The following is a 26,490-nucleotide window of genomic DNA, read 5'->3' on the forward strand; positions in this document are numbered from 1 at the left end:
GCGTTTGCGTAGTATAAGTCTTTTCAGCGGTTGCGGAGGCCTTGACCTTGGATTGCACGATGCCGGCTTCAAAACCGTGCTTGCTTCCGATTTCGAGGGTTTGTGCGCGAAAACCTGGCGTCAAAACATGCCAGCTACACCGTTCGTCGTTGGCCGGATCGGCGACCTAACCCGATCCGATCTGACTTCTCAGCTGGGCGGCAAGATCGGCGAAATTGATTTGATCGCCGGTGGTCCACCTTGCCCTCCATTCTCAAAAAGCCGCTTTTACCTGAAGGACAAACCTCGCGCGCTTGATGATCCCAATGGCTGGGAAACGATCAACGGCTACCTTAACATGCTCGATTGGGTGCGGCCCCGTGGCTTCATCCTCGAGAATGTGAAGGGGTTAGCCTACAAGGTTCACGCTGACGCGCTTGCGACAATCATCGAACGAGCCGAGAAGCTAGGCTACAAAGTCAGCACAGCGGTATTGAACGCGGCCAATTATGGCGTGCCCCAAATTCGAGAACGCTGCTTTGTGGTAGGCTCTCTTGACGCATGCATCGAGCTTCCGAAGCCTACCCACTCGAACGATCCTACCTCGTCTCTTCTGCCTTGGGTAACAGCAGGAGATGTATTGGCTGACCTAGATACTGAAGAAAATGCATCGGATGAAGGTCATTTTGCAGGCGGTCAGCATAATGGCCTCCTTCAGCAAGTACCTCCTGGCGACAATTACCTTTATTTTACGGAGAAACGGGGGCATCCTGAGCCTACCTTCAAGTGGCGAGGTCGCTACTGGTCGTTCCTATTGAAGCTGAGCCCCGATATGCCCTCCTGGACAATACAGGCACGTCGATCGAACAATATGGGCCCGTTCCACTGGCGCAGCCGAATTTTACGGATCAGCGAAATCAAACGCTTGCAAACCTTTCCCGATGCTTTTGCGCTTGCTGGAACGGTTGAGCAGCAATGGCGCCAAATCGGCAACGCAGTGCCACCACTGCTTGCCGCCGCGGTTGGTCGAAGTGTCGCGGAGGCGATAGGCGCACCACTTCGGGATGCAGCATGAGGCGGCTACCATCCTTCAACGATTTCTCGCCGGGCATCATCAAAGATGTCCGGCGCCCGCTTGAGATTCTTGATCAGCTGGCACCTGACTTGGTGGCCGTGATCGCCGAATGGGACCGCGTCTTCTTCAATAGCGCCGGTAACAAACGGGCAAGCACAAACACCCCTGCAACACTGACAAGCCTCGGGCTGATGACGCGTGCACCGCTCGCACTTACCGACGCTGGTAAAACCATCCTTGTCGCACCCGATGCGACGGAAGCGGCTCGCCTGCTCGCTCGCCATGTTGTCGATACACGCAACGGCATGACGATCATTGATGCGGTTCGCTCGCTCAACGCTCGAGGAGAGAAGCTTAGCAAGGAAAGCCTCAAACGTGAGCTCGAGGTAATCGGCATTGAGGGCCTCTCAAATGCCACCACCGACCATACGACCCTTCTCAATTGGATGATCGAAGCAGGGCTGTTTAAACGTCATGGCCTGGCCAACCCAGAACCGGACGAGGCGGTGATGAAGGCAGCGCTTGGTATCTCAGCCTCAGAGCGTTCCGGCTTCGCCGAACTCCCGCTCGCTCAACAGATCTTCCTTCAAATTCTGCGGCGCATCGCGGAGGGAAATGGGGGCGCCGATCTTCCTGCCAAGCAGGTCATTGACGAGTGTCTCCGAGATCACCGCGGCCGGTTCGATGAGGATCAGATACGCGCTAAGGTCATCAAGCCGTTGGTCGATAGCGGCTGGATAGAAGTGCCCGACGGCGTCACCTCAACCGGACGCGGTGGTAAAAGCGGTCCGATCCGACCATCGGCGAAGTTGATTGGCATTCCGATCGATGCGATTCTCCCGGACTTCGATCAGATCGTGCCGGCAGACCTTCGCGCAAAGATCGATCTCCCACGTTCAGAGGTCCGCCGCCTGCTTGAAAGCAGTCAGACTTATGATCGTGGGCTTGGACTCGAACTTCTCGCACTCAAGATGATCCTCGACATAGGCCTCGAACCGCGAGCGTTCCGGCTTCGTAGTCGAGATACAGCCCATGCAGAGGTTGATCTGACCGCTGAGGGCAAGAACCTCCTGTTCTCGCGCTGGAACTTTCAGTGCAAATGCATCACCGGACGCGTAAGTCTTGGCGATGTCGCGAAGGAGGTGGGCCTCGCCATCTATTCCAAAGCGCACGTTGTCGCTGTTGTCACCACTAGCGACTTTTCAAGCGAGGCATTCGCCTACGCTCGTGAGATTACCCAGGCTACGCACCTTCAATTCCTACTGGTGAACGGAACGGTTGTGCGCAACTATCTCGACAAGGGGGCTAGCGTCCTGCTTGACCATGTTGCCAACAACGCCGTGAGCGTGATGGCGCAGAAGCGCAGCCAACCGATTGTGCCGGAGGATGCATCTTAGATGCCGTTGAAGCGCGACAAGGAAGAGCTTCTCGATCGCGTTAAGAACGCGCTGCGACTCTCCGGTTGGCAGCTAATCTGGCTAAACGATGACCATCCAGCACGTGCAAGGCTGATCAAAGACAACCTGTCGATCGATGCCTGGATTCATATTTGGAATGTGTCCTCGGGGGGGCGCTCGAGTTCACGGCCGCATGAGAGACGAATTCAGCCGACCGCTATCGGTGACCATTTTCGCGCCAGTAAAGGCATGCGCACCTTAATTTTGGGCTGGTCATCCGAGGCGGAGGTTTTTGCAGCATTCGATTATCGTTTTCACGAAGGACAAATCGGCACCTCCTCCTCCGTGCAGACGGACCTGCCGGCCCTCGAAGCAGCGGCGCAAAAGGGTATAGGTGTCTTCGCTAAATCGACTGGAGAACTCTCAATCGCTGTGCGCCCCGACCTGCTCGGGCTTTACGTAGAACAGATGATCACCATCCATGACTCAGGTGGCGCCCCGGCCCAGCTAGCCGCGCTGCAGCAGATGGCGTCTGACCCACTCGCTATTGAACCTGATGACCTACCAAAATCCCGGCGTAAGGTAATGGCTACCACACTACGCCTTCTGCGCGACCGCAGGTTCGGAGAGCAAGTCCTTGAAGCCTATAATCATCGCTGTGCTTTCTGCGGCATCCAGCTTCGATTACTTGATGCGGCGCATATCCTTCCCGTCAACCACCCCAAGAGCAATGACAAAGTAACTAACGGCATAAGTCTTTGCGCTCTTCATCATCGTTCTTATGATAATTCCCTTGTTACTTTTAATGAGAAGTACGTCATCAAGATAAGCAAAGTTAATTTGGCTAAGTTAAAAGTGGACGGACGCGATAATGGTCTTAAAACATTCATTAAGTCTCTTAAACCTTTATTGCTACTACCCAAGATCCAGGCAAGCTATCCTTCCACACAGATGGTTATTAAAGCCAATGCACTGCGCGGCTGGGAATGAGGTATCATAACCTCCAATTGTGAAGCTCTTATAGGCTTCCTTAAACCGGGATCTATCTGCCGGCTGAGACGGCGGACCGATTAAGGGACATTCAAAGGCACCCACAGCGCTGCCCATAAAACCTTGATGATGCAAAGCAGCCTTAGCCAATCGCTGCGTCAGCTAGCGGATCTAGAAGCTACTTCCGTAAGCGCTTTCATTGCCGCACCCGCTACCTCGCGATCCCGATAGACCGGGGTTTGCTCATAGGGGGGAGGACGCTCGATACGATCAACGACCATTTGGCGCGCGAGACGGTGCGCCCTGGCGGGACGCGCAAAAGGAGCCCATGGTCAATCCGACGGCACAACCAATTGCTCTGCTATGCGACGCGGTTAGAGAATATAATGCCGGTGTTGCATCGACGCTGACTTTTGCACGGGTTGCACCGATGCCGGGATATGCGCCGATAACGTTATCGACCTACCGGATGCGTCCCTTATTCGATCGCTTTTGGAAATCATTTCGTACGGCGTTTTGATAGCCGGTTTGTACGCCACTTTGTAGCGATCGGTTTGACGTACTTTTTCAGCATCAATTTTCCACTTATATATTCGCGTACATATTCGACGTCAGATTTAATGTACGTGTCGACGGTACGGTCAATAATCCGGCATTTAATCCCGTTCCTAATTTCGATCTTTTGTTGACGGTATTTCAAACTAATAATTTAGTTCTAGATACATAATGCAGCTTTACACCGTACATCAATGATATACTTGAAAAAGACCGTTGACGAGGTCCGCACGCCCGGTTAGACATCGAAACGCCCCATGCACGGCATCCAACCCTTGGCATGGCTTGCATACGGCATAACCCCGCCGTGCTCGAACACGACGGGGTCTAGTCTCAGGCTTGGGCATCAATGGGCCGGCTCGCGAGCAATCGCGAGCCGGCTTTTATTTAGCGGTCATAAAATTTGCTGTCAATTTAAAACGCAATAGTAGCAATTAAGTTTTGTAGTGCGAAACCGGCGATATCAGCACTAAACCAATAATGCTGTAGCGAATGGTCGATCTTATTGTGTCAGTACCTGCATTGGCAGCATTGCCTAAATAGGCTCTACCTTTTCAAGGTGACCATCCAAATCCTTAACACAATCACGTAATTAGTTATCCCACTCGGCTACATTTCAACATTGTGCGAAACGGGGTCATGCGCACGCTAGCGCTAGTGGGCGCTCTGCAAGGTATAGTACATTTGCATGGTCGTAAGCTGAACCGGATTCTAGCCGCACCGCGGCGCATCAAGACCCATCGCTGCCCGAAGTTCGGCAACCGTGACCCGCTCGGCCTGGTATGCTTCCTCGAAACCAACGATTGGCGAGAAGGGCATCAGTTCGGGCATCTGGAAGAGATTACCCTCGAGATGCAGGATTAGCGCCTGGGTGAGTTGGACGATATTGATCCAGCGGTGCGCGACCGAATAGACCATTCCAACCTTCATCGCAGGTAACGTAAAAGCGCCAGTCTTGCGTCCGCCTAGCGAACGGGGCGAGGTCTCGAAGATGACTGAGAGGTTGTCAGTTGTCGCGAGGTCATTAAAATGTCGGATTTCCTGCCACAAGCGCGATAGAGCGTCATAGGCAGGACTTTGAACATAGCCCCCCCTGTCGGCGTCATAGTCGAGGAAGATCGTCGAGGTAAGCGCATCGTCGATCACCACCGTCTCGAACTGCAGTCCAAGCACCTGATATAAAAGGGTGGTAAACTGGCCCCAACTCGCGAGATCCACGGTCACCGACCCCGCGTCTCGCATTGCAACGGTAATTGGGTTTGCATCTAGGCCTTTTTTGAGTCCGACGCGCAGATCGAGCGGTTTACCGTCATACTTGACGCACAACCTACTCATGACAATTAACAGTTCGTTTTGTAGCGCCTTTCGGTACGCCGCTTCCTCCGAAGTCAGCCCGCTGAACGCGAGCGGCGCCAGCACGTCGTGGATGTCCCGAAAATTTTGAAAACGATGTACCCAATTGCCGGTCGGCTTCGCCTCCCCCAATTTGACGGCGCGGCTAGTCTCAAGGTTGCGGCCGGCCTCGGCGATAAAGCTGGTGATAAATTCTGCGTCGTTTGCGAACTTGCTCGGTGAGCCTACGATCGCCTTACGCTCCCGATCGGCGAGCTCAAGCTCATTCAGGTAGCGCTCGAGTTCCTTGCGCTCCTCCTTGAGCTGCCAGACCTCCTCTCGTACGAAGGTGACCAGCCTGAGCTTACCCAGCCGGTGGAGCTCGTAGGCCCTGCGGTATTCCTGCTGCGTGATACTGATGCGGTTGGCCACATCGTACCAGCCCCCCACTCGCGATCCGATAAATAAGACGAAATAATCGGCCTGTTCGATATTGGTGAGGCAGGTCTCATAACTGTGCTGATCGAGTGTGCCGCCGAAATCGTTGAACTCGGACGCGAGTACCCGGCAACCTCGTTCCTCCAGGCTGAACTTGATTGCGCTCCGGAGATCGCGAAAATCGTAGATGGTCGAAGACAGAAAAAATGTCGGACGCCGCGCCATCACAGCACACCGACATTTTGCAGCCACTGCTTGACCTGCCCCGGCCACTGCGTCGTGATCGGGTCAGCAGTCGAGCGCATCCCGAAGGCATGGCCGCCCTTGGCGTAGAGGCGCATATCGACTGGCACGCCGGCGTCGTTCAATGCCAACGCATAAGCCATCCCTTGACGTATATTATCCGTCGGGTCGTTCATGGCGTGGATGATAAGCGTCGATGGTGCTTTCGGACTAATCTTCACCCAAGGTTGCAGTTCGAGGTCATTCTTCCCCTTACTGTTATCGAGCATTCGCGCCGTGTAGGCCACGATCGCGAAGTCCGGCCGGGGCGATTGCTGATCGGCCCCGTCGGCTAAGGGGTAGGTGCGTTCTTCCGTATTACTCATATTTGCCACGAGATATGCGCCCGCAGAGAAGCCAATCACGCCAATCTTGTGCGGATCGATCCTGTAGGTTGAGGCCCGCTGCCGCAACAACCCCATAGCGCGCTGGGCGTCTTCCAACCCCAATAGCACCTTTGGTCGCTGCTGCTTTCCGTTCTCTTTCGGCCACACCTGCGGTGTGCGATATTTCAGCATGACGCAGGTCATGCCCTGCTGCACAACCCAATCGCAGATTTCGGTGCCTTCCAAGTCGGTGGCAACCGCGTAGAACCCACCGCCTGGCAGGACCATCATCGTGGCGCCGGTGTTCCGCCCTTTCGGCTTGTAGATGGTCATGGTTGGCCGGCTGACATAGCTTGCCCAATGCCACATCCTGCCGCCGACGAGGGGTGAGCCATTGCCGGTAGCCTCGGGATGATCGCCGGTATCTGGCTTCGCTAGAGCGACATTAGGGGCCCAGAGCGGCACCTGGATTCCACCAGCGGTCGGCTGCCATACCCCATCCCGTTCCACCTTCGGGACCTCAATCTTCGCTGGAGGGGGATCAGTTTTGTCGGCTTGACCAAAGGCAGCTCCAGCGATGCCGATTGCGACGAGCGAGGTCACGAAGAACCTGAACCGCGACAAACCGTATCTCCTGTTCGAGAGAGCAACCACGCTACAAGATCAGTTTGGTTGCGGGAGCGCAGATTAGCGGCAGTGGCTTATTCGCCAACCAAAACCTTTCCGATTAGGAGCCGCCAACGAAACGGTCCGAGCGGCAATCGCCAGGATCTCGCCCGCCGTGGCGGTAGTAAAGATCAAGGGCAAGGATCAGTTCATCCCGCGACCAAAGCGGATTACGGGCAGCGATCGTCGTTGGTGGTTCAAAAGAGAAGCCTAAGGCCTTCAACACAGGCACGACGTAGACCAGCCCCCCACTGAACTCATCGAAGCGAAGCGGAGGTGGATGGCTTGGGAGATGGCCAAATGCGGCGCCAATGATGGCTTTGCTATCGTAGGATTTGCCATCGTGCCAGAGTTGGTACTTGGTCGCACGGCCATAGCCGTACCTTTTCAAAAACGGTTTCTGTCCCAGTTCGTCGTACTCAGCCAATGCCGCGAGCACCGCTGATCGTGTCACGTTGCTTGTAATCCGCTCGATTGCCATCTCGCCCCCGTTCTTGGCGCCCAACCACGCAACCTAGGTATGGGCCGGTTTTCTCTATGATGCCGGAGCTAATTTCATTATCGGCGACGTCCTCGACCTGTCACAACTCCATCGGACTTGATCTCTATCCGGTCCCCTATCGCTAATCTGGCAGCTCGAGCTGCGCTGGTGGCATCGACCGGCAACACCATGATTTCGCTGCCGCGGCGCAGAAGTGCCATCTTTTGCCCCTCCACTTCCCTCGTGCCAGCGTAAAAGAGCGGGTCAGTGTCGGCTACAAAGGGCACGTGTTTGGGTATATTCATCCCAGCCTGACGCTTAGCCTCACGTTCGGCAATATACTTCTCGGCCGCCCCGACGCGCTCGAGCTTTGCCCCAGACTCCGGAACACCCCAATCCAATAGGCGGTGTCGTCGGGCTTCGGCGCCGTCCACGTCTGCGCTATCATCACGCGCGAGTAACCGCGAAGGTCGCTCGTCCATGCTGACCATGCCGATTTCGGTCAAATCCCGCAGCCGCGTCCTGGCTTCGGGCGGGGGATTTTCACCAATACGACTGATGTTCGGCTTTCCGTTTGGAAGCCCTTTGGTTTTCCTAGGCGCTTCCTGCTGCGTGAGACCAGCGACAAACGCTTGGCGGCGACGCTCAAGCTCGGGATCATCGAACCGAACGGGAAGCGCGGAGCTAGCTGCGGCCTGCGCGACGCGTTCTTTGAACTCGGCGCTGCCGACGATCGACAGTTCCTCGCCGTACCGCTCGCGCGCAATTCTAAGCGCAGCGGTGATCCCCTCGATCTCGGCGCCACGCGAGACGTGCAAGCTCGCCCCATCATCCCTGATGGCCGCACTCGCGGTCCGGTAGATGATAGTCCCGCGCTTGGTAACATGGTCGACACGCTCGGTCGTGCTGAGCCCCTGCGCGGAGGTCGAGCTTGCCTGCACGGCGTTCGCCGGAGCGTGCTTGCGCCCCTCACGGGCGCGAAGCGCAACCAATGCCTCAGCGTTTCCCGTCTTCGCCTCGGTCTGCAACCACTCGTGCCAGCCCTTGCGATCGTTGCGCTGACTGATCCGCTCACGCTCGCGCTGATAGGCAGCGCTGATCTTATCGAGTGCCTGCTTGGTCGCGTGCGATGCGACACTGTAGGACAGCTTGCGGGTGAGACCGCCCCCACCCAACAGCTTGATCGCTCCCCTGCGCAGCCGACTGGCGCGCTTTACCGCTTTGATCGCGGCCGCCTTTTTCGCAGATGCCACAGCGAATTCAGCCGATCGAGCGGTACGGTGCTTGCCCTGCTGATCTTGGTAGCGGGCAAATAACGCTGCCGTATCCACGCGAGAAGCCATTGGGCGAGGCTCATAGGCCCGGGCCGGCGCTACAAGCACGCGCGTGCCCTCGGCCGGCCTGAACGGCCCTAGCCGGCCTTCCAGCGCCTTTTTTGACAATTCTCGCGCGATCGAACTGGCTTTGATGGCTGTCCCATTGTCAGCAATTACGACAAGGCCGTTGCCGCTGGCCTGCATCGCGAGCCCGTTGGCCGCCATGGTGGCATGCAACGCCTGCCAGCTATCGGCTGTCTTGATATCCTCGCCGCAGGTACGGCGCACCCACCCGATCATACTCTCAAGGCCGGCAATCTGCTCCATGTCAGCGGCACGGGTCTCCCCTCCCCGCTTCCGCGACATATGGTTCACGCGCTCCAGCGCGTGATCGATTTCGAGTTGCTCGCAGATCTCGGCAAGGGTCCGATAGTCGCGCAGCGGGGTGTGGATCGTCAGTCGTTCAGGGTGAATCTTGTTGATCGCGATATGCAGATGCGTGTGATCGGTATCGTGGTGGACCGCGCTGATCCGCTGATGCTCGCTAAAGCCGAGGCCAGCGCAAAGCCGCTCCTCAATATCACGTAGGGTGTCGAGTTGGGGATGCTCGCCAGGGGCAAAGGACACGATCAGGTGATAGGTCTTGTCCGAAACCGATCGCTGGTTCGCCGACTGCACCAGCATCACGTCATGGGCCGCGCGCTCCGGCTCATTGGCTGCGCTGTTCGTGATCGTGATCTCGCCAACTCGTTCGTCGCGGCCTTGGGCGCTCGTGATGTAGCGGACCAGGCCGGCGAAGTCGCTCTTGCGAGTGACCTTCATGGGGCTGTGTTTGGCGATCATCGGTTGGTCAGTTTCAGCCGCTAAAATTCTGACGCGATCGAAGCACGGTTTTGATGATGTCGTCCATCTGCTCCTGGTTGGCCTCGATCCGTTTGAGTACGCCTCGGATGATAGCGGGCATATTCTCAGGCTTCAGCGCATCCAGTTTTGCGTCGTCAGTAAGCCATAGCTTTAACAGCCCACCTAGCCTGCCAAGGTCGCCATTCACCCGTACGAGCTCACGGGCCTGCTCGACATCGACCATGCTGCGAGGCTGGTAACCGATCCCGACAAGGCGAAGATAGGCCGCGATCGGCAAGCCCACATGCTGCGCCAACGCCTCAATCTGACCACCCTCCTCGGCCGTCACAGGCACGCGAAGATGCCTGCTACGACGGTTGATGCCGGCTTCGGCCTCCGCACTGATCTCTTCCGTTTCGACCATGGCGTTCTCCTCACGGCGGTAGCCGTTTGACCTCGTAGAGCAAGATAACCGTTGAGCAGCCCCGCTGCGAATAAGGTTATGTGATGGTGGCTGGCCCGCGTGCGGGTTAGCCAACATCACCTATCTTGCCCTTCGTTAGGTCTGTACAAACGCGCTACACCTTTGGACATGAATTCGGACATTGCCGGACAAAGCAGGACGTCTCGAAATTTCCAGCTTTGTCCCGCTTTGTCGTCGTTTATAGCAGAATTGTCCGAGGTTCGTTCGATGAATGTCCGATACATGTGCGGACCGTGAACGCTTCTGACACGCACTGTCTCGCTATGTCCGGCCTTGTCCCGCTTTGACCGGAAGCGTATTGTTTGAGGCGCTATGACAAACGATGCACCCCAAAAGCCCGTTATGGAGCGCATGTGGGATTTCCTGGATGCGCAGGAAAAAGGCAGCAGCTGTCGAAACCGCATCGAGTTTCGACGGGCGAAGGCTGACATTCAAGCGGCTCTTGAAGAAGGATGGTCCGGTCGCATGATCTGGGAACAGCTGCGCGATGAAGGGCGCATCCGGTTCGGCCACAGTGCGTTTGCCAAATATGTGCGCACCGAGATCCAAGGGAAGCCGGCGCTGGGGACGCCACGATCAACAAGCAAGCCGAGCGCTACTGCTCAGCATCCGGTTGCCGTGCCTTCCGCCAGCCTCCAGCAGCCGTTTAGGGTGACTTCTACCCCCCGGAAAGAGGACCTGATCTGACCATAGCACTCTAACGCTTGCCAAGGCTTCCGCTGTTCCGGCGCTGGCTAGCTGTTATCGATCGTCCGCCCTTCCCCGCGTTACCGTCGCCTAGGTTTGGGGTGGAACTTGCGTGACGGAGCCGAACCAAAAAACATTCTCAGCATGTCTGCGTGTTCGGTCAGATGATCGGCCATCCCCATCGGGTCACGATCGGTCAGTAATGTTACTACCGACGTCACGATGTCCTTCGGCGTCGCTTGAAATTCCATTTCAAGCACGCCGATCATAGCCTTCACTCGCGCGTCTAGGCGCTGAAGCACTTCATCCCGAGCATCGTCATCATGAAAATCGTCGTCCAGCACAGTCACCTCCATCGTCGTGTTGGAGGCGGTGCCCGGCCTGAGAGCCGGGCGTTCGTAACCCTGCACGTCGCACAAGGCGCCGCCGCTTTTAGGCAGAGCCCTGGACATGTGCGTCGGCCACCCGGCCGAGAAACTCGACCAGATCGACGTGGTGAAGGGGTTACGACGCCCCACGGACGGGATTGACCGTGCCGCTTAGACACGATCGCAGAACGGGCCGGTGTCGGCAATGGGGAGTGCGATCACCCCCACACATTCAAAGGTGAGTTTTGGGGTATGCCCTCACCTTTGGCGCGGTAGTTCAAACTTATGCCCTTCAACGCTGCCGCAAGCGCTGTCGACGATCGTTCCACTCTGCCGGTTCCGCATGGCTTTATCGGAAAGCCATTTGGACGGTTGCTTTTGGCGATAATTTTGGTTTTTGGGGGAATCGGTTCAGGCGTGCCGCTGGCGAAGCCAGCCTAATCGTAGTGCATCGGGCAACGCCCGATTCATTGTCTTGTCACTCGTTCGTTTCGTGCTTGCGTCCTTGTCGGCCTAAGTTATCCACAGCTTGGCCTACCCCAAAACTCACCGTTGCCAGTTCAGATTCAAATATTCTTCTTAGATTCTAGATTCAGGGCTCCGCCTCCCCCGGATTTCTGCGGAAAACTGCCTCTAACAGTGAGTGTTGGGGATGATTCGCGTGAGTGTTAGGGTAGCCCTAGGTGAGTTTTTGGGTCGGCTGCGGTGAGCGTTGGGGCCGCTTCAGGTGAGCGTTGGGGTATGCCGCCCCTGTCTTCCAGATTCACGGTGAGTTTTGGGGTACTACGCGCCTCTTTTACCGGCGAGCTAGAGGGTTTGCCCAACTCACATTTCATTGTTAAGGTGAGCCAGGATTTCACTCTCACTCACCGTTGGTCAAGCTATGTCGCAACCCGCCGCCGCTGATCTGACCTTCCGCACGCTGACGCAGAAAGGACGTGGCAACCCGTTCGATCCCGCCAATTACGGGGAAATCGTCAAGCCTGGCGAGCTGGTTGATATCGTGGAGTTGAGCCCGCTCACCCTAGCTGATCGTCGTATCTACAACCTGCTCATAGCCAATGCGTGGGAGCGAATTGGCGAACCGATAATTCACAGTATTTCCAAGTCAGCCCTAAAAGGCACACATCAGGGCAACGAACGCATAGAGAGTTCCTTGCTGCGTCTGATGGGTACGATCGCGATCGTGACGATCCGCAAGGGGGGCAAAAGCTACAAGCGCCGTGTCCAGCTCCTGGGTCCCAGCGATGAAAGTCTCGAAAAGGACGGCTTTCTTCACTATCGGATTCCTGAAGAACTGATCGAGATACTCCGAAATAGTGAGGTTTATGCTCGCCTCAAAACACAGGTAATGTACTGCTTCGAATCGAAGTACTCCCTTTGCCTTTATGAAATGATCGAACGTCGTATCGGCCTTGAGTACAAACAAAAGGAGGATTTCACGATTGAGGAAATACGGGGTCTCCTTAACGTGCCGAGTGGCAAGCTTGAACGCTTCGCCGATCTTAATAAATACTGCCTCAAGGTAGCCGTCGAGGAAATCAACAAGCTCTGCCCCTTTTATGTGGACTTTACTCCCATCAAGAAAGGCCGCAAGGTCGAGCGCGTTGCGCTTCACTGGTTCCCGAAAACATCTAGCGGCAAGCGTGACGCACAGAACCTGATCGATCAGCACAGCATCGTGCGACGCGCCAAGCTGCGAGGCGGCATACCCGAACTGCCGGTCTTGGTTGATTTCCGCGCGCCGGCCGAAAGGTGAGCACGTACCCCAAAACTCACCGATATATCCGTTGTCGAATTTAGCGGCTAAAATGTAGCCCGCTTTCCATCCCGGAGGCTAGGTCATCGCATCGTGACGGAAGAACTGAGCCGCCAGGCCCTTTACGATCTGGTGTGGGCAACGCCGGTGAAGGGGTCGGTACATAGAACGGACCCAGATATACGCTAAGCGCCGACAGGTCTGCTTGGGTGTCCGAAAACACCCGTTTGTCGTGCATCCAGGATGGCGACAGGGTTTTCCGCCGTAATCTACGCCTTCTAGGACAAGGGCGTCGTCCCGGCACGGTCTGCCGAACGACAGCTACTGCCAGATCCGGCCGCTCGTGGGCGATGTCCCGTCCTACTATGGCGCAAATCTGGTAGAGTGCGGTCAGACAGGTTTCAGGAAGGAGATGGCGATCGCGGGCGGTCCCAAAAAGGATGGCGTTTTGAGAATGCCGATGCGTACCTACCGCCGCTGCAACCCGATCACGTCCAACAGCGCATCCGCGGCTTTCGTGCGATAGCGTTCCTTATGCCGCAGCCCGAAGAAGGGGCGAGGAGCGAATGTGATCGGTGCGACGTGCAACAGACCTGCCTTGATGGCCGGGTCGACCACTAGCGCCGACAGGACAGCAACGTCCGCCCCAGCCTCCACGGCCGTTCGGTCGCTTTCATTAGACGGCATCGTCAGCGCCACGTCGAGGGCAGCCGGATCGACTCCCAAGCTGCGCAACTCGCTATTCAACGTCGATCGCGTGCCTGATCCAGGCTCCCGTTGCCCCCAGCGTGCTCGTCGCAGCCATGTCACGTCGATGTCGGCGTCGCCGAAAGGCTGTGCTCCGACGAGCAACAGCCGGTCTTCGCCGATCGGCCAATGCGCCAACGCCGGGTTGTCGATCTCGCCCTCGACAATACCCAGATCGGCCTTGCCGTCATAGACGCGTGCCGCGGCCTGCCCGGTGTTGCCGATCGACAGTTCGATACTAATCGCCGGATAGCGCTCATGGAAAGCCGCAAGGATGGGCGGCAACCAGTAGGCGGCGATGGTCTGGCTGGCGACGAGGCGCAGCGTGCCCCGCTTCAGCCCGCCAAGCTCCTCCAGCACCGTCTCGGCCGCGTCGGCCCGCGCAAGAACTCCGCGAGCCTCGGTCAGGAACAGCCGTCCGGCCTCTGTCAGAGCGATGCCGCGCCCGACGCGGTGGAAGAGCTTGGTTGCGTGTCGCTCCTCAAGCGAGGCGATGGCTGCGGAAGCCTCTGACTGCGTGACGTTTAAGGCCGCGCCGCGACGGTCATATGCTTGCGCTCGGCCACGCCGACGAAGATGCGCAGTTGCTCCAGTGTCACACCGCACCTGATATAGAAACCGATCACGATTGACGATCGGAATGACAACAAGGCTAAGTTGGAGCGATCGGTAGGCAGGGTTTAGATCGTGCGACGGAAGGAACACCGCCGTGGCCAGTTTTGCCTATCCCGATCGTATATTCCCTACCGTCCAGACTAGCAGATTGCCCGCGCTGCTGCCCGGCGTCGGCCTCTGCCTCGCCGTCACCGGCTCGGCCTACGCGCTGGAGGCGGGCGAGCGCGCACTGGCCGGCAAGGCGTGGCTGGAGGCGCTGGTGCTCGCCATCCTGATCGGCACCGCCGTGCGCAGCCTTTGGACCCCGGATGAAAGGTGGCACGAAGGCATCGCATTCAGCGCCAAATACTTACTGGAGGTGGCGGTCGTCCTGCTCGGTGCTTCGGTCAGTGCCGCGACCATCTTGGCGGCCGGGCTGCCGCTCCTCGCCGGTATCGCCGGCGTGGTCGTGAGCGCAATCCTGCTCAGCTTTGGGATCGGCCGATTGCTCGGCTTGCCGACGCGGATGGCGCTGCTGGTGGCTTGCGGCAATTCAATCTGCGGCAACTCCGCCATCGCGGCCGTGGCACCGGTAATCGGCGCCGACAGCGACGACGTAGCTGCCTCGATCGCGTTCACGGCGGTACTGGGTGTGGTGGTAGTGCTTGGCCTGCCACTGCTCGGGATTGCGCTCGGCATGGGCGGGCTCGCCTTCGGGGCGCTCGCCGGGCTCACTGTCTATGCCGTGCCGCAGGTGATCGCAGCCGCCTCGCCGTTGGGCGCCACCGCCGTGCAGATGGGTACGCTCGTCAAGCTGGTGCGCGTGCTGATGCTCGGGCCGGTGTGCCTTGTTCTGTCGCTGGTGGCGCCTCGTCTCGCGCCGCAGTCGGTTCCCGAAGGCGAGTTCGTCGCCGGTGCGCCTACGGCCAAGCGGATGGACCTCGCCCACCTCGTGCCCTGGTTCATCATCGGCTTCCTCGCACTGGTCGCCTGCCGCTCGCTGGGTCTGGTGCCGACCGTCGCCATCGCGCCGATCGGCCGGAGCGCCACGCTGCTGACCGTCGTTTCCATGGCGGCGCTCGGGCTCGGCGTGGACGTCCGCACCGTCGCCAAGGCCGGGGGCCGCGTGACCATGGCCGTCGTGTTGTCGTTGCTCGGCTTGGCCGCGATCAGCCTGACGCTGCTGGCCGCGCTGCACATCGCATGATCGGGCAAGATAGTGAGGATGAGGCCGAGGCCAAACCGATTGTCAGGCGTTACAATAGCATGAGCGAGCTGATGATAGAGCGGAACCCCGAGCCCTACAACGCCGAGCCGGTGCCCGGCGCCTTGATCGAGCGGTTCTTGACGCCACAGAACCTGTTCTATGTGCGCAGCCATGGGCCCGTGCCGGACCTGCCGGCCGATCACCGGATTGAGGTGGGCGGGATCAGTGTGGGCGAGTGCTCCATCTCGATTGCGGAGTTGAAGGCGCGCTTTCCGGTCCGGACTGTCACGGCTGTGCTTCAGTGCGCCGGCAACCGCCGGACCGATCTCCAACAGGTGGGCAAGACTTCAGGCGATCCGTGGGACATAGGCGCGATCGGCAATGCCGAGTGGACGGGCGTGCGGCTCGCAGACCTGTTGGATGCAGTTGGAGCATCGGACGCGTCCAACCTGTTCGTCTGCTTCACCGGCGCTGACGAGGTGGATGTGGAAGGCGAGGTGGCACCGTTCGGCGTCTCGATCGCTATGACCAAGGCGCGGGCGCCCGACGTGCTGCTCGCCTGGGCGATGAACGGCGAACCGCTGGCATCCGAGCACGGTGCGCCGTTGCGTCTGGTCGTGCCAGGCTATGCTGGCGTGCGTAGCGCCAAGTGGCTGACCCGGATCGAGGTCAAGGACACGCCCTCCGAGGCGCCGATCCAGGCGCACGATTACAAGCTTTTTCCGGCCGACGTGACCAGCGAGACGGCGGACTGGACGCAAGGGCTGACGATCAACGCCATGCCGCTCAACGCCGCGATCTGCTCGCCTGGTTCGGGCGAGAGTCTGCCCGCGGGCAAGGTCCGGATCGAGGGCTATGCCGTCGCCTATGAGCGCGACGTGTCGCGGGTAGAGGTGTCGCTGAACGGCGGTCGAGACTGGCGGCAGGCCGATTTCTCCGACGATCCGGACGGGCAGTGGAGCTGGCAGCGCTGGTCGCTCGATGCGGAACTGCCCAAGGGGCGCCAGCACCTTGTGGTGCGCGCGTTCGACGATGCGGGCCAGGGTCAGCCCGAACTACCCGATACGATGTGGAACTTCGCCGGATACCTCTGCACGGCCTGGCACCACGTCCACGTGCTGGTCGAGTGAATCCGCCGCCTTTGTCGGTCGATCTCGCCTTCTGGGTCGACGCGATCGGCAGGATGATCGTGGCGACGGCGGCCGGCATGACGCTCGGCTGGGAACGGTCACGCGAGAACCGACAGATCATGGGTCTGCGGACGCTGGGGCTGGTCGGGCTCGCGAGTTGCATCGCCGTCCAGGCGATCGTCCACAGCGGCTTGCCGAACGTGAACGCCGATGCAGCAGGTCGAGTGATGCAGGGCATCCTATCCGGCGTCGGCTTCATCGGCGCGGGCGCGGTCCTGCGCGTTGGCAGCGGGCAGGAGGTGCACGGGCTAGCAACGGCGGCGTGCATCTGGGTGTCAGCGACGCTCGGAGCGGCAGCGGGATTGGCGGTGTGGCCACTACTTGTGGGCGGTCTGCTGCTGGCGATGCTAGTGTTGTTCGTCGGCGCACCGCTCGAACGCCGTATCCGCGAACGCGCTCGGCAGACCCCGGCCGAAGCGGACCGGCGGGACGCCGAGCAGAAACCCTGAATAATCCTTGGCGCGAAACGGTGCACCAGTAGTTTTGCAGACGGAGGACTTCATGAGGGTCAGGACTCGTTGATCAAAGCCAGAAGATGACGGTGGCAGCGAGGGCGATGGCGGACAAGAAGACTGTCGGACACCTATCGTAGCGGGTCGCAACGCGGCGCCAGTCCTTCAGCCGTCCGAACATGATCTCGATACGGCTACGGCACCTGTAGCGGCGTTTGTCGTATTTGATGGGCTCAAGCCGAGACCTCCGACCTGGTATGCATGGCTGGATGCCCTTGGCCTGCAAGGCATCCCTAAACCAGTCGGCATCGTACCCGCGGTCGCCGAGCAGCCATTGCGCCTTGGGCAGATCGTCGAGCAATGCGGCCGCACCGGTGTAATCGCTGACCTGTCCGGCGGTCATGAAGAAGCTGAGCCGACGGCCGTTTGCGTCAGTCACGGCGTGGAGCTTCGTGTTCATGCCGCCTTTGGTGCGACCAATCAGGCGCCCGAGATCCCCTTTTTAACCCGCAGGCTCGATGCCGTGCGGTGCGCCTTCAGATATGTCGCGTCGATCATGACGGTCTTTGGGTCGGCATCAGCGGCAGCCAAGCCCTCCATCATGCGGAGGAACACACCCATCTCACCCCACCGTTTCCAGCGATTGTAGAGCGTCTTGTGCGGGCCGTAGTCGCTGGGCGCATCACGCCAGCGCAGCCCATTGCGATTCACGAAAACGATGCCGCTCAACACCCGCCGGTCGTCAACTCGCGGCTTGCCATGGCTCTTTGGGAAATATGGCCGCAGGCGCGCCATCTGCTCCTCCGTCAGCCAGTACAGGTCGCTCATCCTCAGACTCCTCACGGAGCCTGAATCAGATCGCGCCTCTCACATCAATGGGTCCTGACCCTAGCCTGATCCCCCCGATACGTCGGGCGCAGCCTTCGGATCGGGGTCTTGCGCCTTGCCCTTCGCGGCGCCCGGCTGCTTTGCGCTCATGGCGGTCAGATAAGCGACGATCGCCGGCACGTCGGCTGCGGCGACGGGGGCTTTGTAGACCTCGCGCATCTTGGTGACCTCCGCGGTCCACTGGTCGGCGGAGAGTGGCGGCTGGTTCAGCGCCATGCTCGCCGAATGACACGAGGTGCAGTTCGCATTGATGACGTCGGCATGCGGGCCGGCGGGATATTGCCCTTCGTCGGTTGGGAGATCGACCGAAGTGGACGCCAGCGAGAAGCCGCGCGCCGAGACGCTTGGCGGCGGTGGTGCGGTCGGGGCGGCAGGCGGCGGGGCGACGCGGCTGTTCGGGGCACCAATCGCGAGCAGAAGAACGACGGTCGCGCCGACGAACCCGAACGACAGCGTGCCGATGGAAGGCGTTTTCATGGGGGAGCGCTCCTCAGCCGACGACGATGTTGGTGGTTTCGATGTTGCCGCGCATGAACCCGCCCGGGTTCCAGATCGGCGTCATCGGCTGCGCGATGCCGGCGGTGTTCCAGCAGCGCGACATCAGCCTGGTCGGGCCCGCATGCGTGAGCGGCACCTGCGCGTCCCAGCGGCGGAAACTGTATTTGCCGTGATCGGGGCCGAGCACTGTCTTGTACCAGGTCTTGCCGTTGTCGGTCGACACATCGACCTTGGCGACGCCGCAATCGCCCCCCATCGCAATGCCGCCCAGCGGGATTGACCGGTCGAACGCGATTGCCTGCCCTTCGTCGAGGCTCGTGACCCAGCTGCGCGGGATCATCTTGTTGATGGGCACGGCCGGGAAATCCTTCTGGCCAGGCCGCACGTTCGCGCCTGGAGTGTCAGGGATCTTGTACGCCTTGGCCATCCAGTAACCGTCGTCGGGTGCGGCGAGCACCTCGATGTCGTTCAGCATCTTGACCCAATAGGTCGAATACCAGCCGGGTACGATCAGCCGGACCGGGAAGCCGTTGAGGAGCGGCATCTGTTCGCCGTTCATCCCGAAGGCGAGCATCACTTCGCCGTCGCGTGCGTGGTCGATCGACAGCGACTTGGCGAAATCCGGTCCACCCGCGACCACCGGTTGGTCGAGCGCACCGAACCGCACCGCAACCGCGCCCGGCTTCACGCCGGCGATGTCGAGCACGTCGCGCAGGCGCACGCCGAGCCATTTGGCGTTGCCCATGGCCCCGTGACGCCACTGCGCACCGGCAACGGGCGGCTGGAACAGCGCACGCGAATTGCCCGAGCATTGGTTGATCGCCGCCAGCTCGACGCGTGGCAACTTCAGCAGTTGCGCGAGCGAGATCGACAGCGGCCGCGTGACCGCGCCGTGCACCTTGATCCGGAACGCCTCGACATCGATCGCGGTGGGGATGTCAGCCCAGTGCCAGCGGACGAAGAACTGGTCGTTTGGCGTGAAGACGTCACCATTGAACACGCTCATCGGCGTTTCCAGCAAAGGCGGGTGGATACGCTGGAGGATCATGTTGCCCTTGCCAGGGAACGCACTGGTCATCGGTCGTTCCGACGGACCGCCAGGCAGGTGCAGATCGACAATGCTCTGCGCCAGCGCGGGTGCGGCGATCAACGCGCCGCTGCCGATCGCAGCCTCTGCGAGAAAGCGACGGCGGTTCGTCGCCTGCGCCAGTTTCATATCCAGGCTGTCCACCAGCATTCTCCCTTCGATGTCATGCTCTTATGCGCGATCCGTCCGACGGTCTGCCCGGTACGGGTCGATCGGATGCGCCGGTTCGATCCGGCAGGACGATCAGTTCGGCCCATCAATTGGCTTGGGCGATGCAGGGCGACACGAACAGGTTTCCGCGCCAGCCGCCTGTGACCGTCTTGGCGCCGACCAGCAGCCACATCGCTGCGAGCGCGATGGTAAGGACGGTGCCGACGATCCCGAAAAAGCCGAGCTGGAGCGTCGTGCCGAGCTTGAAGGTGGCGACCGTGTAGACGCCGAGCGGGAAGGTGTAGCCCCACCACCCGAGGTTGAACGGAATGCCCGCGCGCCAGTAGCGGATCGTGATCAGCGTCGCGAGCGCCAGCCACCACAGGCCGAAGCCCCAGAGCAGCAGCCCGGCGATCGTGCCGATCCCCTGCGCTACCGCGCCGATCTGGCCGAGGCCGTTGGCGGCGAGGATCGCGGGCGCGTCGCTGCCGAGCACCAGCATCCCGAGCGCACCGGTGCCGATCGGGCCTAGTGCGAGCCAACTCGATGCGGCCATGCTCTCGTGCGGCAGCTTGTGCAGCGCCATCCGCAGGATGAGGATCGCGAGGATGCCGAACGCGACCGGCACCGAATACGCCCAGAGGACAAAGGAGGTCGCCAGCACCACGAACTGGTGGTGCGCGTCCGCCAGATGCGGTGCGAGCAGGCCTCCGCTCGCGCCTGCGACCTCGGCCGCGACCACTGGCAGGAGCCACACCGCGGTCATGCCGTCGAGCGAATGTTCGTGCCGGGTAAACATGAGGTAGGGGATCGCTACACCGCAGGCGAGCGACATCGCGACGTCGATCCACCACAATGTCTCGGCGATCGGGATAACGCCGGCGCCGAACCGCGGCAGGCCGAACGCCAGGAACCCGTTGATGATCGTCGCGAGGCCCATCGGGATCGTGCCGATGAACATCGACACGGTATTGTGCCCGAAGATCCGACGCGCCTCGTGCCCGAACATCGTCCAGCGCGCGGTGTAGAGCCCGGCGAACAGCGTGAAGAGCGCGATGTTGAAATACCACAACGCCTCGCCGACCGGGTGCAGCGATGCGCCGACGCCCGGCACCTGCGGCAAGGCCAGCGCGAGGATGCCCGTGCCCATCGTAGCGGCGAACCAGTTGGGGGTGAACTGGCGGATCATCTCGCGCGGAGAATCAAGCCGGCTGAGCGGCTTCAGACCATCGAGAACGGGTTTCAGATCGGCAGTCACTTGCCAGTCTCCTTGATGAGATCGGTCAGCGCGTCGGCCGCCCGGGTACGATAGCGCTCCTTGTGCCGCAGCGCGTAGAATGGACGCCGCGGCAGACCGAGCGGCAGATCGTGCAACGTGCCGGCCGCGATTGCAGGTGCGACGACATGCTGCGACAGCACCGCGACGCCCGCGCCGGCCTCGACCGCGCTGCGGACCGCCTCGTTCGATGGCAGGGTCAGCGCTATGGTAAGGTCCGACGGATCGACGCCGCGCTGGCGCAACACCTCCTCGAACGACGAGCGCGTGCCCGATCCCTGCTCGCGGACGATCCAGCGCGCGGTCCGGATCCAGTCCTCGTCGATCGTGTCGGCAGCGCGGTCACTCACCAGCACCATGCGGTCGTTCGCGACGGTCCAATGCGCGAGCGCGGGCTCGTCGATCATACCCTCGACGAAGCCAAGCTCGACCGCACCGTCGAGCACGCGCGCCGCGGCCCCCTCGGTGTTGTCGATCGCCAGTTCGATTGAGATCGCGGGGTAGCGCGCATGGAACGCGGCCAGCTGGCGGGGCAGCCAATAGCCCGCGATCGTCTGGCTTGCGACTAGCCGCAGAGTGCCGCGCTCCAGTCCTGCATATTCGGCCAGTGCAAGTTCCGCGCTGGCGGCACGGCCAAGCACTGCGCGTGCGTCGACCAGAAACATACGGCCCGCTTCGGACAGTTCGATCCCACGGCCGACCCGGTGGAACAGCGGCACGCCGTGCCGCGCTTCTAGCGCGGCGATGGCAGCGCTTGCGGCTGACTGCGTCACATTGAGCGCTTCGGCCGCGCGCGTCATGTGCTCGCGCTCGGCGACACCGACGAAAATCCTGAGTTGTTCCAGGGTCATGCCCGATCTCCTTGCCCCAATGATAGGGAAAGGAGATCAATCGCACCAACCAAAGATTACGGTCATTCCAATCATATATACCGATCGGTCATTTCAGAATGTCGATAACCGCCTCACGTTCATCGACCAGTTCGGCAATCGTGCGATCAAGCATCGTTCGCTGGAATGGATCGAGGATCAGTCCTTCGATACGCGCATACCCACCGCTTTTGCAGTGCACCGGCACGCCGCACACCAGCCCTTGCGGGATACCGTAGGAGCCATCTGACACCACGCCCATCGACACCCAATTGTCGCCTGCGCCGTGCACCCAATCGCGCAGATGGTCGATCGCCGCATTTGCTGCCGACGCGGCCGAGGACGCACCCCGTGCTTCGATGATCGCGGTTCCGCGCTGCGCAACGGTGGGGATCAGGGTCTCGCGGTACCAGGCCTCGTTTCCGATACGGTCGGCAAGCTTTTGGCCATCGAGTTCGGCATTCCCCCAGTCGGCAAACATCGTCGGCGAATGGTTTCCCCAGACGACGAGCTTTGTAATCGCATCGACACCGACACCCGCCTTGGCCGCAAGCTGTCCCTGCGCGCGGTTGTGATCGAGGCGGATCATCGACGTGATGTTTTCGGCAGGGAAACCCGGTGCGCTTTGCGCAATGATCCAGGCATTTGTGTTGGCGGGATTACCGACGACCAGGATCTTGGCGTCGCGTTTGGCCACTGCGTCCAGCGCTGCGCCCTGCGTCTTGAAGATCGCTGCGTTGGCAGCGAGCAAATCACGGCGCTCCATGCCCTTCGAGCGGGGACGAGACCCGACCAGCATGGCCGCATCGATGTCCTTGAAAGCCACCATCGGATCATCAGTAATGATCACATCTGCCAGCAGCGGGAACGCGCAATCCTCCAGTTCCATGACCACGCCGCGTACTGCGTCCAGCGCCTGCGGCACGTCGAGCAGTTGAAGGATAACGGGCTGGTCCGGTCCGAACACGTCACCCTGCGCGACCCGGAAGAGCAGCGAATAGCAAATTTGTCCTGCGGCACCGCTGATCGCGATCCTGACGGGGGGCTTGGTCATTTTGGAAAGGGCTTTCGTTGGGAGATTACAGACGGTGTGAGACCGATCAACGCGCCGCCAGGGCAAGCGCCGTATCGCGCCCGGATGGCACCAGATTGGCGAGACCTTTTCCTGATCTTACGGCACCAGGAACGTAGATCAGGCTCTGCGCATCCGTACTGATCGGGATCGTCGACACGGTGGTGTACGTCAGCGTGTCGATCCCAGCGACCTTGTTGGTTCCGGCCAGGCTGGCATAGATCCTCGTACCATCGCCCGACGGCCAAACCGCACTCGGAGCCGCTTGTAGCGGGACGGTTGCCACAGCCTCCAGGCTGTCGGTTCTATAGACCTTGATTGCAGGTTGATCGCCGCCAACGCTGACATAGGCAAAGGAATCGTCTGCGCGCTGGGCGAAGTTGACCGCGCCCGTTGCTGGACCAGTGTTTATCACTTCGCGTACCGCAAACGGCGGTTTGGCAGCAAAGACCGTGGTCGTGCCGCTCTCGCGGCGTGTTGCCCAGATCTGTTTGCCATCTGGCGAGACCGCGATTGCTCCCGCACCTGCACCGTTGCTGGCAACGTGTCCGACGACGCGCCGATGCTCGACGTCGACAACCAGGATGGACGGCCTTTCAGTAAGCGATACAAAGGCATAGCGTCCGTTTGGCGACAGGATGGTCGCGCCCGCTCCGCCACTTGCTGGTACGCGGGTGATCTCCCGCGCTGTCTTAGGATCCACGACCGCGATGGCATGTTCATCGCCGAGCGAAACCCAGAGTTCGTGCCCATTGGGCGTAAACGCGACGGCGGTAGGCGACGTCTGGAACACGGTCCGGCCTCGTTCCGTGTTCGTGGCCAGATCTACGAGCGTCACACTGTGCTGCGCTAATGCCGATACCGCCAGGGTCCGCCCGTCACGCGTTGCAGCCAGGTGCTGGACTTTGGGGCTGGAAAAGCTGGGCTCAGCTATCGCGCTTTTGGCGAGGTCGATCCGTCCCAGTTCGTTGCCCGCTGCAGGATCGATGACAACGATCTTCGTCGATGTAGGGTCAGACACATAGATCCGGTCATGATGGCTGAGGTCGATATCAGCCTTCGACCACGGTGCCTGAACCGCCTTGATATCGTAGGGAAAGTCGTCCGCCGCAGGTGCAGCCCAATAGGCCTGAGCGATCGCCGGGACTGGCGCTACGGAGGCCAACATCGCGGCAACCAGAACGATCGCAGCTTTCATCGTTTGATCCTTATCACGGACCCGGCGGGTGATCGTGCCGGTCCGATGCCGCTAGATCGACCGATATGTCCCTCGCGTCCAACGCATGGTCGCGATGATTTCAATACGAAAACGCGATTATAGATCGCCGACCGTTCCTGTTAAATGATTGGAATGACCGTGGTTATGCGTTGGACCGACCGCCCCGCCGCAATCATCTATCCTGTCACGCTCGGCATTCATCGAGACGCGCGGAGACTTCCTCATGGCAACACAGCCGATCTACGATCTCGCTACCGAGACACTCGTTGCTCCTAAGCCTGTGCGTCGACATCTCGCAATCGTGCCGGATGCAGGCAATTATGACGAGCTGGAAAGAACGGCTCCAGGCATCGCATCGCGCGGCGTCCATCCTGCCACGTTGGGCTTGCTCGTCGGCGTGTATGCAGCAATGTTGCTGACTTTCTGGACCTTCTTCGCACGTGATGCAGCTACGGCGCTCGTCCTGACGGTCGTGTCGGTCTTCATGATCCTGTATTTCGGTCTGATTGCTGGCGGCATCGTACTCAGCGATACTCCCGCCCCCGGCGAACCCCTCCGTTCGTTCTCGGAGTTCATCAAGGGCCCGGTCGATATCTTGACGGGCACGATCACAGGGCGCGAAGCGGCTATACAGATGCTCTTTCTCCCGGCCTGCATGGCCGTGCTAGCAACGATTATCGGCATCATCGCTCGCGTGTCGTAAACAGGAAAACTAGGGACAGGACGATGAGATCACGCATGACCTTGCTGATGGCGATAGGCTTGTCCGTATCGACCGCTGCTATCGCGCAAACGGACGGCTTCGCGTCCGCGATGGATGCGGCGATGACGCGGATGCACGGCGCGATGATGACTGGCTATTCAAACGATCCCGATCGCGACTTCGCAAGGATGATGATCCCGCATCATCAAGGTGCGATCGACATGGCTGAGATCGAGCTGCGTTACGGCAAGGACGAACGCCTGCGCCGGCTTGCGCAAGGGATCATCGTCGAACAGCGTCAGGAAATCGCGGTGATGCAGGGCATCCTATCCGAAGGCGGCGCGTTGTCACGTCACACCGGACCGACCGCGACTGGTCACCCCCATCACGGAGACCGTCCATGAAGCGTTTCACCCTAACCGCCTGCACCGCCTTGTGCTTTTCAGGCCCTGCGTTTGCCCAGCAAGTGCCCAATGCGACCCCCGACATCCCTGTCAGCGCGCAGGACCGGTTCTACACGTCGGACCAGTTCTCCAACACCGTGTCGGTGATCGACCCATCAACCAACACGCTGCTCGGCGTCATCAAGCTCGGCGACCAGACCCCCGCCAACCTCAGCCCGCTCTACAAGGGGCAGCTGCTTGTCCACGGCATGGGCTTCTCGCCCGATCGTAAGACGCTGGCGGCGATCTCGATCGGTTCGAACTCGGTGACGTTCATCGATACCGCGACCAATGCCGTGAAGCACACGACCTATGTCGGGCGCTCGCCGCATGAGGCGTTTTTCCGCCCCGACGGTCGCGAAGTCTGGGTCGCGGTGCGCGGCGAGGATTATATCCAGGTGCTCGACGGCAAGACCTTCGCGCCGACCACGCGCATCCCCGTTCCTAATGGCCCCGGCATGACGATCTTTTCGCCAAACGGGAAATACGGTTACGTCTGTTCGAGCTTCTCGCCCGAGACAGTTGTGATCGACACCGCCTCGAAGAAGATCGTCGGTCGCGTCAAGCAGGCGAGCCCGTTCTGCCCTGACATCGCCGCGACGCCCGACGGTAAGCAGGTCTGGTTGACGCTCAAGGACGTCGGCAAGGTCATGGTGTTCGACGCCAAGCCACCCTTCGCAGTGCTCAAGACGTTCGATACCGGCGCGATCACCAACCACGTCAATATCGCCCGCAATAAGAATGGCCAGTTCGCCTTTGTGACGGTCGGCACCGAGAATGTCGTGAAGGTGTTCCGCACCACTGACTTCGTGCAGGTGGCGAGCATCCCGGTCGGCGCGCTCCCGCACGGCCTATGGCCGTCGGGCGACGGCACGCGGATGTATGTCGGGCTGGAGAACGCCGATGCGGTCGCGGCGATCGACACAGCAAGCAACACCGTCATCGCGACGATTCCAATCGGTCAGGGGCCGCAAGGCGTGGCATATGTTCCCGGCGCGGTGCCGGTAGGCGATGGCCGTGCAAACCTGGTGCCGCTCGCGCAGGCCGGCATGAAGATCCAGCTGACTCTATCCGGGACTGGGCGCAGCCAGGTCACGCTGTTCGATCAAGGCCAGGT

At 60.2% G+C, this 26,490-nt stretch carries 24 protein-coding genes and 1 pseudogene; 11 read left to right on the forward strand and 14 right to left on the reverse strand.

Annotated features, from left to right (window positions below):
* Positions 1-4: 4 nt before the first annotated feature.
* Genes C8J40_RS18635 through C8J40_RS18645 form a run of 3 tightly spaced genes read left to right on the forward strand, consistent with a single transcriptional unit; the run spans position 5 to position 3,441 of the window.
* Complete coding sequence (locus C8J40_RS18635) at positions 5-1,054, forward strand: DNA cytosine methyltransferase (RefSeq protein WP_132898296.1); 1,050 nt, start codon at positions 5-7, stop codon at positions 1,052-1,054.
* The gene (locus tag C8J40_RS18640; RefSeq protein ID WP_165911512.1) at positions 1,051-2,451 is read left to right on the forward strand and encodes a restriction endonuclease; all 1,401 of its coding nucleotides are present in this window, start codon (positions 1,051-1,053) and stop codon (positions 2,449-2,451) included. The genes C8J40_RS18635 and C8J40_RS18640 overlap by 4 nt, the downstream gene beginning before the upstream one ends.
* Positions 2,452-3,441 (forward strand): HNH endonuclease, encoded by a 990-nt coding sequence (locus tag C8J40_RS18645; RefSeq protein ID WP_132898298.1) that lies wholly within the window; start codon positions 2,452-2,454, stop codon positions 3,439-3,441. It begins immediately after the preceding gene.
* Positions 3,442-4,707: 1,266 nt separating this feature from the next.
* Here the strand turns inward: C8J40_RS18645 and C8J40_RS18650 are convergent.
* The 5 genes from C8J40_RS18650 to traJ all read right to left on the reverse strand — a co-directional run bounded on the left by C8J40_RS18650 (position 4,708) and on the right by traJ (position 10,104).
* A complete protein-coding gene (locus tag C8J40_RS18650) occupies positions 4,708-5,991 on the reverse strand; it encodes a DUF4062 domain-containing protein (RefSeq protein WP_132898299.1) in 1,284 nt (427 codons plus the stop codon).
* Positions 5,991-6,977, reverse strand: coding sequence for an alpha/beta hydrolase (locus tag C8J40_RS18655; protein WP_243693491.1), 987 nt, complete (start codon positions 6,975-6,977; stop codon positions 5,991-5,993). Before C8J40_RS18655 ends, C8J40_RS18650 begins: the two co-directional genes overlap by 1 nt.
* Positions 6,978-7,101: 124 nt before the next feature.
* Complete coding sequence (locus C8J40_RS18660; RefSeq protein WP_132898301.1) at positions 7,102-7,521, reverse strand: hypothetical protein; 420 nt, start codon at positions 7,519-7,521, stop codon at positions 7,102-7,104.
* 77 nt (positions 7,522-7,598) lie between these two features.
* Positions 7,599-9,680, reverse strand: coding sequence for a TraI/MobA(P) family conjugative relaxase (traI, locus tag C8J40_RS18665; protein ID WP_132898302.1), 2,082 nt, complete (start codon positions 9,678-9,680; stop codon positions 7,599-7,601).
* 13 nt (positions 9,681-9,693) lie between these two features.
* The gene (traJ, locus tag C8J40_RS18670; protein WP_132898303.1) at positions 9,694-10,104 is read right to left on the reverse strand and encodes a conjugal transfer transcriptional regulator TraJ; all 411 of its coding nucleotides are present in this window, start codon (positions 10,102-10,104) and stop codon (positions 9,694-9,696) included.
* Between the two features lie 411 nt (positions 10,105-10,515).
* On the opposite strand from traJ, the gene C8J40_RS18675 reads away from it, so the two are divergent.
* Entirely contained in the window at positions 10,516-10,851 is a 336-nt protein-coding gene (locus C8J40_RS18675) for a TraK family protein (RefSeq protein WP_165911513.1), read from the forward strand.
* Positions 10,852-10,931: 80 nt separating this feature from the next.
* Here C8J40_RS18675 and C8J40_RS18680 read toward each other — a convergent pair whose 3' ends face one another.
* Complete coding sequence (locus C8J40_RS18680) at positions 10,932-11,195, reverse strand: hypothetical protein (protein WP_132898305.1); 264 nt, start codon at positions 11,193-11,195, stop codon at positions 10,932-10,934.
* Positions 11,196-12,102: 907 nt separating this feature from the next.
* Between C8J40_RS18680 and C8J40_RS18685 the strand changes: the two genes are divergently transcribed.
* Positions 12,103-12,978: a replication initiation protein gene (locus tag C8J40_RS18685; protein ID WP_132898306.1), complete on the forward strand. Its 876-nt coding sequence runs from the start codon at positions 12,103-12,105 to the stop codon at positions 12,976-12,978.
* A 468-nt stretch (positions 12,979-13,446) separates the two neighbouring features.
* Here C8J40_RS18685 and C8J40_RS18690 read toward each other — a convergent pair.
* A pseudogene (locus C8J40_RS18690) lies at positions 13,447-14,324 on the reverse strand (LysR substrate-binding domain-containing protein).
* A gap of 164 nt (positions 14,325-14,488) precedes the next feature.
* On the opposite strand from C8J40_RS18690, the gene C8J40_RS18695 reads away from it, so the two are divergent.
* From C8J40_RS18695 to C8J40_RS18705, 3 genes are read left to right on the forward strand one after another with little or no spacing between them, the layout of a single operon-like run.
* Positions 14,489-15,526: a putative sulfate exporter family transporter gene (locus C8J40_RS18695; RefSeq protein ID WP_051583497.1), complete on the forward strand. Its 1,038-nt coding sequence runs from the start codon at positions 14,489-14,491 to the stop codon at positions 15,524-15,526.
* Positions 15,527-15,585: 59 nt separating this feature from the next.
* On the forward strand, positions 15,586-16,656 hold the full coding sequence (locus C8J40_RS18700; protein ID WP_037535043.1) for a sulfite oxidase: 1,071 nt from the start codon (positions 15,586-15,588) through the stop codon (positions 16,654-16,656).
* The gene (locus C8J40_RS18705) at positions 16,653-17,165 is read left to right on the forward strand and encodes an MgtC/SapB family protein (RefSeq protein WP_107963382.1); all 513 of its coding nucleotides are present in this window, start codon (positions 16,653-16,655) and stop codon (positions 17,163-17,165) included. The genes C8J40_RS18700 and C8J40_RS18705 overlap by 4 nt, the downstream gene beginning before the upstream one ends.
* Before the next feature lie 73 nt (positions 17,166-17,238).
* Here C8J40_RS18705 and C8J40_RS18710 read toward each other — a convergent pair.
* The 7 genes from C8J40_RS18710 to C8J40_RS18740 all read right to left on the reverse strand — a co-directional run bounded on the left by C8J40_RS18710 (position 17,239) and on the right by C8J40_RS18740 (position 24,206).
* Positions 17,239-17,996, reverse strand: a protein-coding gene (locus C8J40_RS18710) for an IS5 family transposase (RefSeq protein ID WP_132898307.1) whose coding sequence is annotated in 2 segments (ribosomal slippage) — positions 17,239-17,663 and positions 17,663-17,996 — 759 coding nt in all. Because the reading frame shifts where the segments join, the coding sequence is not laid out codon by codon here.
* A 60-nt stretch (positions 17,997-18,056) separates the two neighbouring features.
* Positions 18,057-18,533 (reverse strand): hypothetical protein, encoded by a 477-nt coding sequence (locus C8J40_RS18715; RefSeq protein WP_037535047.1) that lies wholly within the window; start codon positions 18,531-18,533, stop codon positions 18,057-18,059.
* A 13-nt stretch (positions 18,534-18,546) separates the two neighbouring features.
* The gene (locus C8J40_RS18720; protein WP_207901272.1) at positions 18,547-19,791 is read right to left on the reverse strand and encodes a molybdopterin-dependent oxidoreductase; all 1,245 of its coding nucleotides are present in this window, start codon (positions 19,789-19,791) and stop codon (positions 18,547-18,549) included.
* Between the two features lie 106 nt (positions 19,792-19,897).
* Entirely contained in the window at positions 19,898-21,049 is a 1,152-nt protein-coding gene (locus tag C8J40_RS18725) for a TDT family transporter (protein ID WP_056056383.1), read from the reverse strand.
* Positions 21,046-21,918: a LysR family transcriptional regulator gene (locus C8J40_RS18730; protein WP_132898309.1), complete on the reverse strand. Its 873-nt coding sequence runs from the start codon at positions 21,916-21,918 to the stop codon at positions 21,046-21,048. Before C8J40_RS18730 ends, C8J40_RS18725 begins: the two co-directional genes overlap by 4 nt.
* Positions 21,919-22,006: 88 nt before the next feature.
* Positions 22,007-22,990 (reverse strand): malate dehydrogenase, encoded by a 984-nt coding sequence (locus tag C8J40_RS18735; protein WP_037535050.1) that lies wholly within the window; start codon positions 22,988-22,990, stop codon positions 22,007-22,009.
* Between the two features lie 46 nt (positions 22,991-23,036).
* The gene (locus C8J40_RS18740; RefSeq protein ID WP_132898310.1) at positions 23,037-24,206 is read right to left on the reverse strand and encodes a hypothetical protein; all 1,170 of its coding nucleotides are present in this window, start codon (positions 24,204-24,206) and stop codon (positions 23,037-23,039) included.
* A 244-nt stretch (positions 24,207-24,450) separates the two neighbouring features.
* Between C8J40_RS18740 and C8J40_RS18745 the strand changes: the two genes are divergently transcribed.
* The 3 genes from C8J40_RS18745 to C8J40_RS18755 form a co-directional block, all read left to right on the forward strand.
* Positions 24,451-24,930, forward strand: a complete 480-nt coding sequence (locus C8J40_RS18745; RefSeq protein WP_043150680.1) for a hypothetical protein — start codon at positions 24,451-24,453, stop codon at positions 24,928-24,930.
* A 35-nt stretch (positions 24,931-24,965) separates the two neighbouring features.
* A complete protein-coding gene (locus C8J40_RS18750; RefSeq protein WP_132898311.1) occupies positions 24,966-25,334 on the forward strand; it encodes a DUF305 domain-containing protein in 369 nt (122 codons plus the stop codon).
* A partial coding sequence (locus C8J40_RS18755) for a beta-propeller fold lactonase family protein (protein ID WP_132898312.1) occupies positions 25,331-26,490 on the forward strand: 1,160 nt, incomplete at its 3' end. The genes C8J40_RS18750 and C8J40_RS18755, both read left to right, overlap by 4 nt.

This window comes from Sphingomonas sp. PP-CC-3A-396, assembly GCF_004343105.1.
Lineage (GTDB): Bacteria > Pseudomonadota > Alphaproteobacteria > Sphingomonadales > Sphingomonadaceae > Sphingomonas.